The organism is Thioclava sp. F28-4 (assembly GCF_002020045.1).
Taxonomy (GTDB): Bacteria; Pseudomonadota; Alphaproteobacteria; order Rhodobacterales; family Rhodobacteraceae; genus Thioclava; species Thioclava sediminum.
On the sequence record NZ_MPZQ01000005.1, the window covers coordinates 80,466 to 96,818 of the forward strand.

Here is a 16,353-nt window from a genome sequence, read left to right on the forward strand (position 1 = left end):
ATCTGCGCAATAACCTTTTGCGTGAGAAATGCGGGAAAATGCAGGCGGAAATAAGAAAATCCCGCCTAATAGGCGGGATTTCGCAATTCTCATTGATTTCGCAGGGAAATCGGTCGCGAGGATCAATCCTCGGCAGCCTCTTCGGCTTCGACGCGTGCCTTATCCGCCGCACCTTTTGCGTCCAGATCGCGCTCGACGAATTCGATGATCGCCATCGGAGCCATGTCGCCGTAACGGAAACCGGCTTTCATAATGCGAACGTAGCCGCCCTGACGGTCCTTGTAGCGCGGGCCGAGGATGTCGAAGAGTTTCGCGACATACTGGTCCTGCTTGAGCTGCGAGGCCGCCTGACGGCGTGCGTGCAGATCACCGCGCTTGGCGAGCGTGATCAGCTTCTCGATGACCGGGCGCAGTTCTTTCGCCTTCGGCAGGGTCGTCTTGATCTGCTCGTGCTCGATCAGCGAGCCGGCCATATTGGCGAAGAGCGCCTTGCGGTGCTCATGGGTACGGTTGAGGCGGCGGTAGCCACGTGCGTGACGCATTGTCTATCTCCAATCTTGCGTTTTGCTTTGTCAGGCCAGCGATGCGTGTCACCGGCTCACCTTGGGGTCTTGTGACCCAGATCGTCCCCGGCAGTCCGGGCATTGGAGGGGCGTTTAACCAACGCCCCTCAATTCGTCAATCAGAACTGGTCTTCGAAACGCTTGGCCAGATCTTCGATGTTCTCCGGCGGCCAATCTTCGACTTCCATCCCGAGATGCAGGCCCATGCCCGAGAGCACTTCCTTGATCTCGTTCAGCGACTTGCGGCCGAAGTTCGGGGTACGGAGCATCTCGGCTTCGGTCTTCTGGATCAGGTCGCCGATGTAGACGATGTTGTCGTTCTTCAGGCAGTTCGCCGAACGCACGGACAGTTCCAGCTCGTCCACTTTCTTCAGCAGAAGCGGGTTGAACTCGAGACCGTCGTCCTGGTCCTGCTTGCCGGCCGATTCCGGCTCTTCGAAGTTCACGAAGATCGACAGCTGGTCCTGCAGGATGCGAGCAGCGAAAGCCACCGCGTCCTCGGCCGAGAGCGAACCGTCGGTCTCGACCTTCATGGTCAGCTTGTCATAGTCCAGAACCTGACCTTCACGGGTCGGCTGCACTTCGTAGGCGACTTTCTTGACCGGCGAGTAGATCGCGTCGACCGGGATCAGGCCAATCGGCGCATCCTCGGGACGGTTCTTGTCGGCGGCGACGTAGCCCTTGCCGGTATTCACGGTCAATTCCATGAACAGGTCGGCACCATCGTCGAGGTGGCAGATCACGTGATCCTTGTTCAGGATCTCGATGCCCGCGGTCTCGGTGATGTCGCCAGCGGTCACGACGCCCGGGCCCTTGGCCGAGATCGAGAGGCGCTTCGGACCTTCAACGTCCATACGCAGAGCCACGCCCTTGAGGTTCAGGACGATGTCGGTCACGTCTTCACGAACGCCTGCGACCGAGGAGAACTCGTGCAGCACGTTGTCGATCTGTACGCTGGTGATCGCGGCGCCCTGAAGCGACGAGAGCAGCACGCGGCGCAGCGCGTTGCCGAGCGTCAGGCCAAAGCCACGCTCGAGCGGTTCAGCGACGATCGTCGCCTGACGCAGCGGGTCGTTGCCGGGCTTGATTTCAAGCTGCGTCGGCTTGATGAGTTCAGCCCAATTCTTGTGGATCATGCGTTTGCCTCCATACCTGTCCCAGACCCATGCCCAAAGTCGAGGACGCCCGAGGATAAAACCGAAAAATGCGGGCGGGCCGCACGGGAAATCCGCACGGCCCGACCGTCGTAATCTTGATTAGACGCGGCGACGCTTCGGCGGGCGGCAGCCGTTATGGGCGATCGGGGTCACGTCACGGATCGAGGTGACGGTCAGACCGACCGCAGCCAGCGCGCGCAGCGCCGATTCACGACCCGAACCGGGGCCCTGAACTTCGACGTCCACGGTGCGCAGACCGTGATCCTGAGCCTTCTTGGCCGCATCTTCTGCAGCCATCTGAGCGGCGTAGGGGGTCGACTTACGCGAGCCCTTGAAGCCCATCGTGCCAGCCGACGACCACGAGATCGCGTTGCCCTGCACGTCAGAGATCAGGATTTTGGTATTGTTGAACGAGGAGTTCACATGAACGACGCCAGCGGCGATGTTCTTGCGTTCCTTGCGCTTAGCGCGAACCTTATCACGAGCCATTTGTCCTGCCTCCCCTTACTTCTTCTTGCCAGCGATGGGTTTCGCCGGACCTTTGCGCGTACGCGCATTCGTATGGGTGCGCTGACCGCGCACGGGCAGGTTGCGACGGTGACGCAGGCCACGGTAGCAGCCGAGATCCATCAGGCGCTTGACGTTCATCTGAACTTCACGGCGCAGGTCGCCCTCGACGGTGTAGTTGGCGTCGATATGTTCGCGGATTGCGAGCACTTCGGAATCCGAAAGCTCGTTGACGCGGCGGGTCACGTCGACACCGGTAGCTTCGCAGATCTGCTTAGCCGAGTGAGGACCGATCCCGGTGATGTAGGTAAGTGCGATCGGGACGCGTTTCCCGGTCGGAATGTTGACGCCAGCAATACGTGCCAAAGCGTGTGTCCTTTCGTTGCGAGCCCGTAACCCCAGGCCCTTTTTTCACAACACGAGGCCCGAAACTGGCGCTTCGGACCCCACGATTAACTCCCTCGAGAATCTTCCCTTCTCGGAAACGATTCCCGTCGGAGACGCCGTGACCTAGAGGTAAACGCCCTCCGGGTCAAGGCTTCATTTACGATTACTCTTGCTGATCGAGAATTCGTGCGATCGACGTCGCCACGGTCTCGATTTCGGCCAGCCCGTCGATCGTGAACAGATCGCCCGCGTGGTAGTAGTAGCCGATCAGCGGAGAAGTCTTCTTGTAATACTCCATCAACCGGGTGCGCAGACTGTCTTCGTTGTCGTCCGCGCGGCGCTTCACGTCGGTGCTGCCGCACTTTTCGCATTTGCCGTCTGCGGGCCAGGGCTTGGTCTGGTCGTGATAGACTTCGCCGCAGCCACCGCAGGTCGAGCGACCGGTGATGCGGGCGACGAGCGCTTCGTCATCGACCTGCATCTCGATCACCGCGTCGAGCTTGGTGCCCATCTTGGCGAGCAGCTTGCCCAGAGCGTCGGCCTGTCCCAGCGTGCGCGGGAAGCCGTCGAAGATGAAGCCCTCGCCACCGGCGGCGAGCTTTTCCTCGATCAGACCGATGACGATCTCGTCGGTCACGAGCTGGCCCTTGGCCATGACATCGGCGACGAGATTGCCCATCTCGGTGCCCGAGTCCTTCGCTTCACGCAGCATGTCGCCGGTGGAGAGTTGGACCATGCCGCGCTCTTCGACGAGACGGCGGGCCTGGGTGCCCTTGCCCGCGCCGGGCGGGCCGAGAAGAATGATATTTGCCATGTCGGCTCCCCCTGAAAACGCTTGGCGGATTTAGCGGCGCGCGGGCGGCTTGCGCGGCCCCTTCTTCTTCTTGCCCGAACGGCCGCGAAGCTGCGAGCGCTCGATCAGACCCTCGTATTGGTGGGCCAGAAGATGCGACTGAATTTGGTTGATGGTGTCCATCGACACTGTGACCACGATCAGAACCGAGGTGCCGCCGAAGTAGAACGGGATGGACAGCTGCGAACGCAGGATCTCGGGCAGAAGGCAGACCGCGGCGAGATAGGCGGAACCGATCACGAGAACGCGGCTGACGACGTAGTCGAGATATTCCTCGGTCTTCTTGCCGGGACGGATGCCGGGCACGAAGCCGCCTTGGCTCTTCAGGTTATCCGCGACCTCGTCCGATTTGAACGACACGTTCGCGGTGTAGAAGTAGGCGAAGAACACGATCATCGCGACGTAGAACAACAGATACAGCGGCTGACCCGGACCGAAATAGGCGAGGATCGTCGACATCACCGGACCGGTGTTCTGGCCCGAGAAGGTCGCGATCGTGGTCGGCAGCAGCAGCAGCGACGAGGCGAAGATCGCCGGGATGACGCCCGCCGGGTTCACCTTGATCGGCAGGTGGCTGGAACCGCCGTCATAGACCTTCATCCCCACCTGACGGCGCGGATACTGGATATGGATCTTGCGCAGCGCGCGTTCCATGAAGACGACGAAGGTGATCACGATCGCGATCATCAGGATCACCCCGAGGATCACCGGAGTGGAGATCGCACCGGCGCGGCCCTGCTCGAGGAAGCGGGCCAGAGCCGCCGGGATTTCCGCGACGATACCGACGAAAATGATCAGCGAAATGCCGTTGCCGATGCCGCGTGCGGTGATCTGCTCACCCAGCCACATCAGGAACATGGTGCCGCCGACGAGCGTGATGACCACGGCAGCGACGAAGAACAGGCCCGGATCATGCGCCAGATCGCCCTTTTCGAGCGAGACGGCCAGACCCCATGCTTGGAAGGTCGCCAGAGCCACGGTCGCATAGCGCGTGATCTGGTTGATCTTCTTGCGGCCCTGTTCGCCTTCCTTCTTCATCTGCTCGAGTGCGGGCACCAGAGCGGTCAGAAGCTGGATGATGATCGAGGCCGAGATGTAGGGCATGATGCCGAGCGCGAAGACGCCCATCCGGCCGAGCGCGCCGCCCGTGAACATCGACAACACGCCGCCGAGGCCGGAGCCCGCGCTTTGCATGAATTCGCGCAGTGCCTGCGCGTCGATGCCCGGAACCGGAATATAGGTCCCGAGGCGGTAGATGATCAGCAAACCAATGGTGAAGAAGATGCGCTGGCGCAGCTCGGTGGCTTTGCCCAGGGCGTCCCAGCTGAGGTTCGCCGCCATTTGCTCTGCAGCAGATGCCATATGCTCGTCTCTTTCATGTAAAGCGCCGCCCAACCGGTTCCCGGTCGGCGGCGCCTAGAAAACCTTCGCCTATGTAATCGGGCCGGGGCCCGCTCACAACAGCTTATTCAGCGGCCTGCGCCACCGTGACCGAGCCGCCAGCCTTCTCGACAGCCTCAACGGCCGATTTCGAAGCGCCGGTGACCTTCAGAGCCACTTTCGACTTGATGTCGCCCTTGGCGAGAACACGCACGCCATCGAGCTTGCGGCGCACGACACCGGCCGCGACCAGCGCGTCTTCGGTGATGTCCGACTTCGCGTCGAGCTTGCCGGCCTCGATGAATTTCTCGATCTGGCCGAGGTTCACGACGTTGAACTTCTTCGCGTTCGGCTTGGTGAAGCCACGCTTCGGAAGACGACGATAGAGCGGCATCTGGCCGCCTTCGTAACCGTTCAGGGCCACACCCGAACGCGACTTCTGACCTTTGATACCACGGCCAGCCATCTTGCCTTTGCCCGAGCCGGGACCGCGGGCGACGCGTTTTTTCTTCTGGGCCGCGCCGTCGTTGTCGCGCAGTTCATTGAGTTTCATATCGCTTCTCCTTGCCGGAACACCTTCCCGAAGCGAGTGCGGAAGGGACACGGCTTTTCATGTTGATTCTGATGCGGCCGTCGGGCCACCGGGGGCGTATAGTGCGTTTGCCCCGCGCACGCAACTCCCGCGTTTTCGCGCAATCGGGGCGGTGTCGCGGCCAGCGCGCGCCCTGCCCCACCGGGCTTGCCGCCGGGAGGTCACGCACCTCAGGCGTGGTATGGCGCCGCCGGTCTCTCGCCGCCCTATCACGATACCGCGATGAACCAGCTGGTGGTCTATATAGACGCCAACGCGCCGGTCGGCGAGCCCGAGCAAACGAAGCTGTCCGCACGACCGGGGCCTTCTCATATTCCGCGCGGCGCTTGACCTTCCCGCCCCCCGCTCGCTACTGCACAGACAGCATTGGCGAGGGACTTTCATGACGCGCATCCTGATCACCGGCACCGCAGGTTTCATCGGCTACCATCTGGCGAAGCTGCTGCTCGACGAGGGCTACCGGGTGCATGGCTATGACGGGATGACCGACTATTACGATGTCGCCCTGAAACAGCGCCGCCATGCGATGCTGCTGCAGAGCCCGAATTTCTCCGCGACCGAGGGGATGCTCGAAGATCTCGAAACCTTCGACGCGATGGCGGATGAGTTCAAACCCGAGATCATCGTCCATCTCGCAGCCCAGGCCGGCGTGCGCTACAGCCTCGAGCAGCCCCGCGCCTATATCGACGCGAATATCGTCGGCACCTTCAACGTGATGGAAGCCGCGCGCCGCCACGAGGTGCAGCACCTTCTGATGGCCTCGACCTCCTCTGTCTACGGGGCGAACGAGGACATGCCCTATGCCGAGACCGACAAGGCCGACACGCAGCTAACGATCTATGCGGCGACGAAGAAGGCGACCGAGTCGATGGGCCATTCCTATGCCCATCTGTGGAACCTGCCGACGACGATGTTCCGCTTCTTCACGGTCTATGGACCGTGGGGCCGTCCCGATATGGCGCTGTTCAAGTTCACCGACGCGATCCTCAACGACCGCCCCATCGACATCTATAATCACGGCGAGATGTATCGCGACTTCACCTATGTCGAAGACCTCGTGCGCGGCATCCGCCTGCTGATCGACGCAGTCCCCGAGCGCCCCGCGTCGCGCGACGAGATTGCCGAGGGCGACAGCCTCTCGCCCGTGGCCCCCTACCGGATCGTCAATATCGGCAATTCCGACAAGGTGAAGCTTCTGGATTTCGTCGATGCGCTGGAGGCCGAGCTGGGCCGCCCCGCAAAGCGCAATTACATGGAGATGCAGAAAGGCGACGTGCCCGCGACCTGGGCAGATGCCTCGCTTCTGCAATCCCTCACCGGCTATCGCCCGCAGACCGATGTGCGCGAGGGGATCGCGAAATTCGTGGCGTGGTTCCGCGACTATTACGGGAAATAACCCCTCTTCCCCTTGCCGCAGCGCAGCGATCGCCTAAGTCACGGGGCTGATACCCGGCGCTACACCTATTTTCGGAGACTACCCATGACGCTCGAACCCCGCCACGCGCGGGCCGTGATCCTGTCGCTGGCCCTTGGCACTTTCGGTATCGGCGTGATCGAATTCGCGTCCATGGGGCTGCTGCCCTATTACGCGTCCGATTTCGGGATCTCCGAGGCGCGGGCGGGTCATGCGATCTCGGCCTATGCCCTTGGCGTTGTGATCGGCGCGCCGCTTCTGGCGGTGATCGGTGCGAAAATCCCGCGCAAGCAGTTCCTGATCGGGTTGATGGGGTTCTATGCGGTGGCGAACCTGCTGGCCGGGTTCGCACCGAATATGGATAGCTTCATGGCGGCGCGCTTCGCCTCGGGCCTGCCGCATGGCGCCTATTTCGGGATGGCGATGCTGTTCGCCGCCGATCTGATGCCCGTGGGCAAACGCGCGCAAGGCATTGCGATGGTGATCACCGGGCTGACCATTGCAAATATCGTGGGCGTGCCACTCGCGGGTGCGATCGGTCAGAATTTCGGCTGGCGCTGGGGCTTTGCCATCGTCGCGGTGATCTGCGCGGCCTCCGCATTGATGATCGCGCGCGTCGCCCCCGCGACGCCGCGCGACCCGAATGCCAGCCCGATGCGCGAGCTGGGCGCGCTGGCCAATCGCTCGGTCTGGCTGACGCTGCTGGTGGGTTCGATCGGCTTCGGCGGCATCTTCGCGGTCTATTCCTACCTGTCGGCGGCGATGATCGACACGCAGGCGGGCCCCGCCTGGACGATCCCCGTGGCGCTGTCGGCCTTCGGCGTGGGCGGCACGCTGGGCAACTGGATCTCGGGCAAGCTGTCTGACTGGTCGCGCTTCGGCGCAGGCGTGATCCTGCTTTGCGGGATGATCGTGATGTCGATCCTCTACACCTTCACGATCGGCAACTGGGTGGCGATGTCCGTGGCCATGATCGCACTGGGGTCGACCGCCGGGATGGTGATCCCGATGCAGATGCGGCTGATGGAGGTCGCGGGCGAGGCGCAGACGCTCGCCGCCGCGCTCAACCACGCGGCTTTCAACCTTGCCAATGCGATCGGGCCGTTCCTTGCCGGGATCGCACTTGCGAACGGCTATGGCTGGACGGCTACCGGCTATGTCGGCGCGGGGCTGGCGGCGGCGGGGCTCGTCTTCCTTGCCATCGCATGGCTCGATAGCCGCCGCCCCGCCGCCGTTCCCGCTTAGGCCTTCTCGATGCGAACCGGGACGCCCTTGGAGCCGGGCGTCTTCGACAGCTCGTCATTGAGCCCCACCGGCACCAGCACGTTGCATTCCGGGTAATAGCCCCCGACCGTGCCGCGCGGCAGCTCGAAGGTGATGACCTTCAGCCCGGTCTTGCGGCGCGCGACGCCGTCATCCATGTCGCCATGGACCACGACCGGATCGCCGTGCTCGAGCCCCAGATCGGCCATGTCGATCTTGTTCATCAACAGCACGTCGCGCGTCCCTTCGATGCCGCGGAACCGGTCCGAATAGCCGTAGATCGTGGTGTTGAACTGGTCGTTCGAGCGCATGGTGATCATCCGGAAACGACCCGGCTTGTCCTCGAAGCCAAGCGCGTTGAGCTTGGACGGCGTGGTGAATTCCAGCTTCCCGCTTTCCGTCTTCCAGATGCGATCATGCGCCGGGTTGCCGCGCCAGAAGCCGCCCGGCTCGTTCATCCGCGCGTTGAAGCCGCGGAAGTCGTCTGGGTAAGTCGCCTCGATCAGATCGCGGACCACGGAATAATCCTTCACCCATTCGTCCCATTGCAGTTTCGGGTTCGGATCGCAGGCGGCTTTCGCGATGCCGCAGGTAATAGCCAGTTCGGATTTCAGCTTGTCCGAGGCGGGCGCGCTTTTGCCAAGCGAGCCGTGGATTTTCGAGAAGCTATCCTCGACCGAGACATATTGGTTGCCGGTTTCTTGCTCGTCCCTCTCGGACCGGCTGAGACACGGCAGGATATAGGCCACCTCGCCCGGATAGAGATGCGAGCGGTTGAGCTTGGTCGAGATCATCACCGTCAGCTTCTGCTTCGGCCACGCCTCTTCGATCCGCTCGCTATCGGGCAGCGCACGCACGAGGTTACCGCCAAGCGAGAACATGGCCGAAACCTTGCCTTCCATCATCGCCTGCGCCGCATCGACGATGTGGAAGCCGTCTTCCTGCGGCGGCTCGAAGCCGTAAAGCTCGCGGAGCTTGTCCATCGGGATCAGCTTGGCCTTCTCGGCAATGCCGACGGTCCGCTGGCCCTGAACGTTGGAGTGTCCGCGCACCGGACAGCAGCCCGCGCCCTTGCGACCGATATTTCCGCGCAGCGCGAGGAAGTTCACCAGCATCCCGATATTGGTCGCGCCATGGGCATGCTGGGTCAGCCCCATGCCATAAACGCCGATGACCTTCTCGGCGTGGATATAGATGTCGGCCGCCTGCCGTAGCTCGGCCTCGGACAGCCCGCATTCCTCGGTGATCTTTTCCCATGGCGTCGTCCGGCAGAAGGTCAGGAACCCGTCATAATTGACAGCGTGTTCCTTCAGGAAGTCCCAGTCGATGATCGCTGAGCGGCCCTGTGCCTGCGCCTTCTCATCCTCTTCGATGACCGCCTTGCACAGGCCGGTCAGCGCCGCGATGTCCGAGCCCGCTTTGAGTTGGTGATACTGATCGGAGATGATCGTCTCACGCCCAGTCGCCATGTCACGGATGTTCTGCGGATCGACGAAGCTGACGAGCCCCTGCTCTTTCACCGGGTTGAAGGTGACGATCTTCGCGCCCCGATCCTTCGCCGCCTTCAGCGGATGCAGGAAGCGCGGCGAGTTGGTGCCGGGGTTCTGTCCGAAGAAGAAGTAGCAATCCGTTTCTTCCAGGTCTTCCCAAAGTACCGTTCCCACCGACGAGCCGATCACCTTCTTCAGGCCGACCGAGGTCGTCTCGTGACACATGTTCGAGCTTTGCGGCAGGTTGTTGTTGCCATAGGCGCGCGCCATCAGCGCCCAGAGATAGCTGGCCTCCAGCCCGGCGTGGCCCGAGGAATAGAATACGACCTCTTGCTTCGGCAGGCCTTTCAGGATCGACCCGATCTCGGAGAAGGCCTCGTCCCAGCTGACCTCGACATAGCGATCACTGGCGCGGTCGTAGCGCATAGGCGCGGTCAGACGGCCGGTCTTCTCCAGCTCGTGATCGGACCAGTCCATCAGGTCCGAGACCGTGTGGTCGTCCCAGAACTCGGGCGTGTGGCGCGACTTGGTCATCTCCCACAGCGTCGCCTTCGCCCCGTTCTCGCAGAATTCGAACGGGTGGTAATTGGCAGGTTTCGGGAAAGCACAGGACGAGCACATGAGACCGCCCGGTTTGTTCTGGCGCTCCAGCTCGCGCAGCACATCGGGCGAGGGCCAGGACTCGCCGAAGACCCGGGCAATGCCCCGCATCGAGCCCCAACCACCGGAGGGGCCGCTTTCTTCGGGTAGTTTATCAAGCTTGTCAGACATGGCGCGTAGCTCCTCCGGGGTCGATCCGCGCACATAAAATTGCGCGCGCCCCGACGGGCGCGCGCAGGCCAGCCGACCGGCTGAAGTCCGCAGAGGGAAAGGCTCTGCTTATGATGCGCGGGATGTTGGTCACATCGTTCCAACCCTGCCTGCGCCCGGTCGGTTCCGGCCGTCCCGTAGTCTCACTCAGTAGTGATGCTCATGCTCCGACGTCTTGCCGCGGAACACCCAATAGGCGTAGGCCGTATAGGCGAGAATGATCGGCAGGAAGATCGCCGCACCGACCAGAATGAAGCCCTGCGACATTGCCGTGGTCGACGCCTCGCGGATCGTGATCGAGGCGGGCACGATATAGGGAAAGATCGACAGGCCGAGCCCCATGAAGCACAGGATAAAAATCGCTATCCCCGAAAGATAGGCGACCACGCCGCGATCCGATCGAATGGCAGTCCAGTAGCCGAAGCCCGCCACCATCAGCAACAGCGGCACCACGGCGCTCCAGATGACGCCCGGCCACTGGAACCAGCGGTGATAATATTCGGGATGCAGGAACGGCGTCGCGAGCGAGGCGAGAGCGATAAACCCGAGCGTCACGATCAGCGACACCTGCCCGACGCGCCGCGCCAGATCGTAAAGCCCGTGCGAGGTCTTGATGACAAGCCAGGCCGAGCCCAGCATCACATAGCCCGCGACCAGCGCCAGCGCCGTGCCGAGCGAGAACCAGCTCACCCAGTCGAACGGGCCGCCGGTGAAGGTACGGTCGGTCACTTCGGGGCCGCGCAGCAGCCCGCCGAGGATCGCGCCCTGCGCCAGCGTCGCGATCAGCGAGCCACCGAAGAACGCCTTGTCCCAGAGTTTCTGCCAGCGCCGGGTCTTGCCCCGAAACTCGAAGGCCACGCCACGAAAGGCGAGCGAGAGCAGCATGATGATGATCGGAACATAAAGCGCGTTCAGGATGATCCCGTAAGCCAGCGGGAAGACGGCGAGCAGACCGCCCCCGCCCATCACCAACCATGTCTCGTTACCGTCCCAGACCGGCGCGACCGAATTCATCGCGCGGGTCCGGTTCTCCTCGGAGCCGAGGAAGGGAAAGAGGATGCCGATGCCGAGGTCGAACCCGTCGAGGACGACATAGGTCAGGATCGCGAAGGCGATGATCGCGGCCCAGATGTCGGGCAGATAATGGGCGAAGCCGCTCATACGTGGGCCTCCTCTTTCTCGGTCGTCACATCATTGGCGAGCATCGCGCCCGCCACGCCGCCGGCGCGCTGGGGTGTATTCTCCACCGGCTCCGCCGACTCCGGCCCGCGCCGCATCAGTCGCAGCAGGTAGAAGGTGCCCGAGCCGAACAGGAAGGCATAAACGACCACGAAGCCGATCAGCGCCGCCCAGGCTGCGCCATGGCTGAGGTTAGACACCGACTCCGCCGTCGTGAAATGGCCATAGACCGTATAGGGCTGGCGGCCGAATTCGGTGGTGAACCAGCCCATGATGATCGCGAGGAACCCGCCCGGCGCGAAGACCAGCGCCACTTTATGGAACAGCCCCGGCTCGTGCAGGCGCTTGCGCCACATCAGCCAGCCGCCCCAGAGCCCGATCGCCGCGAAGGCGAAGCCAAGACCCACCATGATCCGGAAAGTGAAGAAGACGATCGTCATCGGCGGGCGTTCATTCGGCGGGAAGTCCCCGAGGCCGGGCACTTCGCCGTCAAGCGAGTGCGTCAGGATCAGCGAGGACGCATAGGGCACCTCGATCTTGTAATCGGTGCGCTCCTGGCTCGGGTTCGGGATGCCGAACAGGATCAGGCCTGCGCCCTTGCTGGTCTCCCAATGCCCTTCCATCGCCGCGATCTTGGCAGGCTGATGTTCGAGCGTGTTAAGCCCGTGCTGGTCGCCTGCAAGGATCTGGATCGGCGCGGTCACGAGGATCATCGCCACTGCCATGCGGAACATCGTGCGCACCGCATCATCCGCCGTACCCCTGATGTGATGCCAAGCCCCGACCCCGGCCACGACGAGCGCCGTGGTCAGGTAGGCCGCCAGCACCATATGCACGAAGCGATAGGGCAGCGAGGGGTTGAAGATCACCTCCCACCAGTCCTTCGGAATGAACTGGCCGACATCGTTCATCGCAAAGCCCGCGGGCGTCTGCATCCAGCTGTTCACGGAGAGGATCCAGAAGGCCGAGAGCAACGTGCCGAAGGCCACCATCGTCACGGCGAACATGTAGATCCACTTGTTCACCCGGTTGCGCCCGAAGAGCATGATCCCGAGGAAGCCCGCCTCTAGGAAGAAGGCCGTCATCACCTCGTAACCCATCAGCGGCCCGATCACCGGTCCCGCCTTGTCGGAGAAATGCGCGAAGTTCAGGCCGAACTCGTAAGACATCACGACGCCCGAGACGACGCCCATGCCGAAGACCACCGCGAAGATGTGTTTCCAGAACTCGAAGATCCTCAGGAAGACCTCCTTGCCGGTAATCATCCGCAGGGCTTCCAGCACCATCAGGTAACTTGCCGTCCCGATGGAGAAGGCTGGAAAGACGATATGCGCCGAGACGACGAAGGCGAATTGTGCCCGCGCCAGATCGAGTGTCGGTATGTCGAAAATGCTCATGGCCGTCCGCGTTTCTGCACGTTGCGTGATAAGAACTAGACTTGCCCGAGGATACGGCAACCGCCGGAGCGTGGTTCAAAGCCCAACTGGGACGGGTTGTCGCAGCCAAAGAAAAAAGCCCGCACGGAGATCCGCACGGGCTTCATCAGTTCAATGTCGCTTATTTCAGGCGACTTGTTTGAGGGCGCTTTCTTCCGGGATGAACTCCTCATGGAGCGCCTTGATAACGGGTTTCAGATCACCGCGTTCGAGCACGAATTGCACATCGACATTGCGCGGACCTTGGGTCGCGCCGAGGCTTTCCATGCCGTCCTTGGCGATTGCCTGCAGACCCCGGGTCAGAACCGAGAGGCCCTTCAGGTCACGCCCGATGACCGAGGCCATCGACAGCATCCGCGCCGAGATTTCCGCCGACGGGTAAATCTCGCAGAGGTCTTTCTCGACCTTCTGGAGCACTTCGATCGGCGCGTCGACATAGTGCGTGATCGTGTTCGCGTTCGACGCTTTCGACACGATGCGCACGCCATGACGCGTCAGCACTTCGAGGATCTTGGCGTCGTAGCCCTTCACACCGACCATGTCCTGTTCGAACACTTCCAGCGCGATGATATCGAGGCCGGTCACCATCTCGACCGCCGCTTCCTTGGCAGGCTTGTCGTCGATCAGCGTGCCCGGATCGCCCGGATCGAACGCGTTGGTGACGCGCAGCGGAACATCCGCCTGGCGCAGGGTCTTGGCGGCTTTCGGGTGGATCGCCTCCATGCCCATGTTCGACATCTGGTCGGCCACGTCATAGTTCGTGTGACCCAGCTTGCGCACCTTGCCTTCGCCCACCAGCTTCGGGTCGGCAGAGGACAGGTGGAATTCCTTGTGAATGATCGCCTCGCGCGCGCCGGTGAGGGCTGCGAGTTTCGAGAAGGTCACCTCGGAATAGCCACGGTCAAATTCCCGCATCAGGCCTTCGGCGCATTGCGCATATCCCGTCACGATCGGCATTTCGGACGCAGGGTCGACATCCTTCATCGCTCCCATGATCCGGCCTTCGAGGTCGTGATCGGTCTCGTCGCGCCAACCGGAGAGGTCGACGAGACGTGCGTTCACGCCGTTGCGCTGCAGCAGGAGCGTGGTGACGAAGGCCGAATGCGCCTCGCCCAGACCCGACAGCAATTCGCGGATCTGCAGCATGTGCTGCGAGAGGCGGAAGTGCCCGTAGGAGCACAGGCGCTGCAGGTCGATCAGGCAGTTGCGCGCGCCTTCGATACGCTCACGCACGAATTCGGTGGCCTGCGCGATGTCGCCCGGATGCGTCAGCACGCTCTCATGAGCTTCGACCATCGCCGACGAGACGCGGCTCAGCGCCTCGTGCCAGCCATGTTCGCTATCGGCCTTGGCGAATTGCGCATAGACGCCCGCCTCGCCCGACTTCTTATGTTCGAGCAGCAGATTGGTGATGCCACCAAACGCAGAGACGACGAAAATGCGGTTGTAAAGATCGGCGCCCTTGCGGTCTCCGATGAACAGCGTGTCGAGCAACTCGTCCACGCGGCTCATCGAGGTGCCGCCAATCTTTTCGACTGTGTGATTCTGGTGGGTCAATTTGGCCCCCTTACGAATTTTCCAGTTCTTCGGCCGGCGCATACGAGCCGTCCTCACGGTGAACCTCGTTACCGGTCACCGGCGGGTTGAAGCAGCAAGCCATGACGAGGTCTTCGTCACCTGCGACCAGACGATGGTGGTCGTTCAGGTTCAGCGCATACATGACACCCGGCTTGATTTCGTGGCGCGTGCCGTTGTCGAGCTCGGTGATGTGGCCGTTGCCCGAGATGCAGTAGACGCTCTCGAAATGGTGCTTGTAGTGGAACGTGTGGTCCGAACCGGCCTTCAGCGTGGTGATGTGGAAGCTGAAGCCCATCTTGTCGTCGGCGAGCAGCATGCGCACGCTGCTCCAATCGGCGTCGGACACGTCGCGGTCGGTGTTTTTAAGCTTGTTGAAATCACGAACGATCATGTGATGTGTCTCCGTATCTGAATTTCTTGGTCGCTGGGGGAGGCGGCGGCGGATTATTCCGCCGCGATATCCGTGCGCTCGCCCGTCACCTCGGTGGCGGCTTCGCGCAGGATTTCCAGACCCTTGCGGAATTGTTCCATCGGCGTGGTCAGCGGTGCGAGGACCTTCACGACCTGGTCGTCATTGCCCGAGGTCTCAATCACGAGACCTTTTTCGAAGCAGCGGCCACAGATCGCCGAAGCCAACTCGCCGGTGCCGACATCGACACCCTGCATCAGGCCACGGCCCTTGAGGAAGGCACCCGGCACGAGATCGGCCACAGCAGCCAGACCTTCACGCAGGACGTCCGATTTCACAGCCAGTTCCTTCTGGAACTTGTCGTCGGCCCAGAACTTCTCGATCGCCACGGTGGCGGTCACGAAGGCATGGGTGTTGCCGCGGAAGGTGCCGTTATGCTCGGCCGGGCCGAACACGTCGTAGTCGGGACGCACCAGAACCAGCGCCATCGGCATGCCGAAGCCCGAGATCGACTTCGCTTGGGTCACGACGTCCGGCATCACGTCCATCTCCTCGAAGGAGAAGAAGGTGCCGGTGCGGCCGCAGCCAGCCTGAATGTCGTCGATGATGAACAGCGCACCGTGCTTGCGGGCGACTTGCTCGACGCCTTTCACGAATTCCGGGCTTGCGGCGTTGAGACCGCCCTCGCCCTGAACCGTCTCCAGCATGATCGCCGCCGGAGCGTCGATACCGCCCGAGGCGTCCGAGAGCATCTGGTCGAGCAGCGCGACCGAATCCACACCATCGGCATAGGCGTCGTACGGCATGCGGGTCACGCCATGCGTGTCCATGCCGGCGCCACCGCGGTGGTAGCCGTTACCGGTCGCCGCCAGCGCACCCATGGTCACGCCATGGAAGCCGTTGGTGAAGGCGATGATGTTGGTGCGGCCGGTCGCCTTGCGCGCGATTTTCATCGCGGCTTCGACGGCGTTCGCACCGGTAGGGCCGATGAACATCAGCTTATGGTCCATGCCGCGCGGGGCGAGGATGTGCTCCTCAAAGGCGCTCAGGAACTTGCCCTTGCTGTCAGTATGCAGGTCGAGCGCGTGACCCATCTTGTTTTCGGTCAGGTGCTCGATCAGCGCCTGCTTCATGTCCGGGTCGTTATGCCCGTAGTTCAGCGACGAGCAACCGGCGAGGAAGTCGATATAGGTGTTGCCCTCGGCGTCGGTCAACTCCGAGCCTTGCGCGCTGGTGAAAACGGTATCGAAGCCACGGCAGTAGGAGCGGGCCTCAGATTCGCGTTGGGTAAAGATCGTCTTATCCGTCGAATGAACGGTCATGGGGGACTCCATA

15 protein-coding genes are annotated in these 16,353 nt (G+C 62.3%); 2 read left to right on the forward strand and 13 right to left on the reverse strand.

Going from position 1 to position 16,353, the window contains the following annotated elements; translation table 11 throughout:
• Positions 1-122: 122 nt before the first annotated feature.
• The 7 genes from rplQ to rplO all read right to left on the reverse strand — a co-directional run bounded on the left by rplQ (position 123) and on the right by rplO (position 5,400).
• Positions 123-542 (reverse strand): 50S ribosomal protein L17, encoded by a 420-nt coding sequence (rplQ, locus tag BMI87_RS12190; protein WP_078521789.1) that lies wholly within the window; start codon positions 540-542, stop codon positions 123-125.
• 140 nt (positions 543-682) lie between these two features.
• Positions 683-1,699, reverse strand: coding sequence for a DNA-directed RNA polymerase subunit alpha (locus BMI87_RS12195; RefSeq protein WP_078521790.1), 1,017 nt, complete (start codon positions 1,697-1,699; stop codon positions 683-685).
• 120 nt (positions 1,700-1,819) lie between these two features.
• Complete coding sequence (gene rpsK / locus BMI87_RS12200; RefSeq protein WP_078521791.1) at positions 1,820-2,209, reverse strand: 30S ribosomal protein S11; 390 nt, start codon at positions 2,207-2,209, stop codon at positions 1,820-1,822.
• Positions 2,210-2,224: 15 nt separating this feature from the next.
• On the reverse strand, positions 2,225-2,593 hold the full coding sequence (gene rpsM / locus BMI87_RS12205; RefSeq protein ID WP_078521793.1) for a 30S ribosomal protein S13: 369 nt from the start codon (positions 2,591-2,593) through the stop codon (positions 2,225-2,227).
• 184 nt (positions 2,594-2,777) lie between these two features.
• Complete coding sequence (locus tag BMI87_RS12210) at positions 2,778-3,428, reverse strand: adenylate kinase (RefSeq protein WP_078521795.1); 651 nt, start codon at positions 3,426-3,428, stop codon at positions 2,778-2,780.
• A 30-nt stretch (positions 3,429-3,458) separates the two neighbouring features.
• On the reverse strand, positions 3,459-4,829 hold the full coding sequence (gene secY, locus BMI87_RS12215) for a preprotein translocase subunit SecY (RefSeq protein ID WP_078521797.1): 1,371 nt from the start codon (positions 4,827-4,829) through the stop codon (positions 3,459-3,461).
• A 103-nt stretch (positions 4,830-4,932) separates the two neighbouring features.
• Entirely contained in the window at positions 4,933-5,400 is a 468-nt protein-coding gene (gene rplO, locus BMI87_RS12220; protein WP_078521799.1) for a 50S ribosomal protein L15, read from the reverse strand.
• A gap of 421 nt (positions 5,401-5,821) precedes the next feature.
• Here rplO and BMI87_RS12225 point away from each other — a divergent pair, with 421 nt between their 5' ends.
• Positions 5,822-6,835 (forward strand): SDR family NAD(P)-dependent oxidoreductase, encoded by a 1,014-nt coding sequence (locus tag BMI87_RS12225; RefSeq protein WP_078521801.1) that lies wholly within the window; start codon positions 5,822-5,824, stop codon positions 6,833-6,835.
• Positions 6,836-6,919: 84 nt separating this feature from the next.
• A complete protein-coding gene (locus BMI87_RS12230) occupies positions 6,920-8,098 on the forward strand; it encodes an MFS transporter (RefSeq protein WP_078521803.1) in 1,179 nt (392 codons plus the stop codon).
• Here the strand turns inward: BMI87_RS12230 and BMI87_RS12235 are convergent.
• The 6 genes from BMI87_RS12235 to ectB all read right to left on the reverse strand — a co-directional run bounded on the left by BMI87_RS12235 (position 8,095) and on the right by ectB (position 16,340).
• The gene (locus BMI87_RS12235; protein WP_078521805.1) at positions 8,095-10,377 is read right to left on the reverse strand and encodes an FdhF/YdeP family oxidoreductase; all 2,283 of its coding nucleotides are present in this window, start codon (positions 10,375-10,377) and stop codon (positions 8,095-8,097) included. The two genes, BMI87_RS12230 and BMI87_RS12235, sit on opposite strands and share 4 nt — an antisense overlap.
• A 186-nt stretch (positions 10,378-10,563) precedes the next feature.
• On the reverse strand, positions 10,564-11,577 hold the full coding sequence (gene cydB, locus BMI87_RS12240) for a cytochrome d ubiquinol oxidase subunit II (RefSeq protein WP_078521807.1): 1,014 nt from the start codon (positions 11,575-11,577) through the stop codon (positions 10,564-10,566).
• A complete protein-coding gene (locus BMI87_RS12245) occupies positions 11,574-12,992 on the reverse strand; it encodes a cytochrome ubiquinol oxidase subunit I (protein ID WP_078521809.1) in 1,419 nt (472 codons plus the stop codon). The genes cydB and BMI87_RS12245 overlap by 4 nt, the downstream gene beginning before the upstream one ends.
• Positions 12,993-13,157: 165 nt before the next feature.
• Complete coding sequence (locus BMI87_RS12250; RefSeq protein WP_256376241.1) at positions 13,158-14,588, reverse strand: aspartate kinase; 1,431 nt, start codon at positions 14,586-14,588, stop codon at positions 13,158-13,160.
• Positions 14,589-14,598: 10 nt separating this feature from the next.
• Complete coding sequence (locus tag BMI87_RS12255; RefSeq protein WP_078521813.1) at positions 14,599-15,000, reverse strand: ectoine synthase; 402 nt, start codon at positions 14,998-15,000, stop codon at positions 14,599-14,601.
• A gap of 53 nt (positions 15,001-15,053) precedes the next feature.
• Complete coding sequence (gene ectB / locus BMI87_RS12260) at positions 15,054-16,340, reverse strand: diaminobutyrate--2-oxoglutarate transaminase (RefSeq protein WP_098409932.1); 1,287 nt, start codon at positions 16,338-16,340, stop codon at positions 15,054-15,056.
• Positions 16,341-16,353 lie beyond the last annotated feature (13 nt).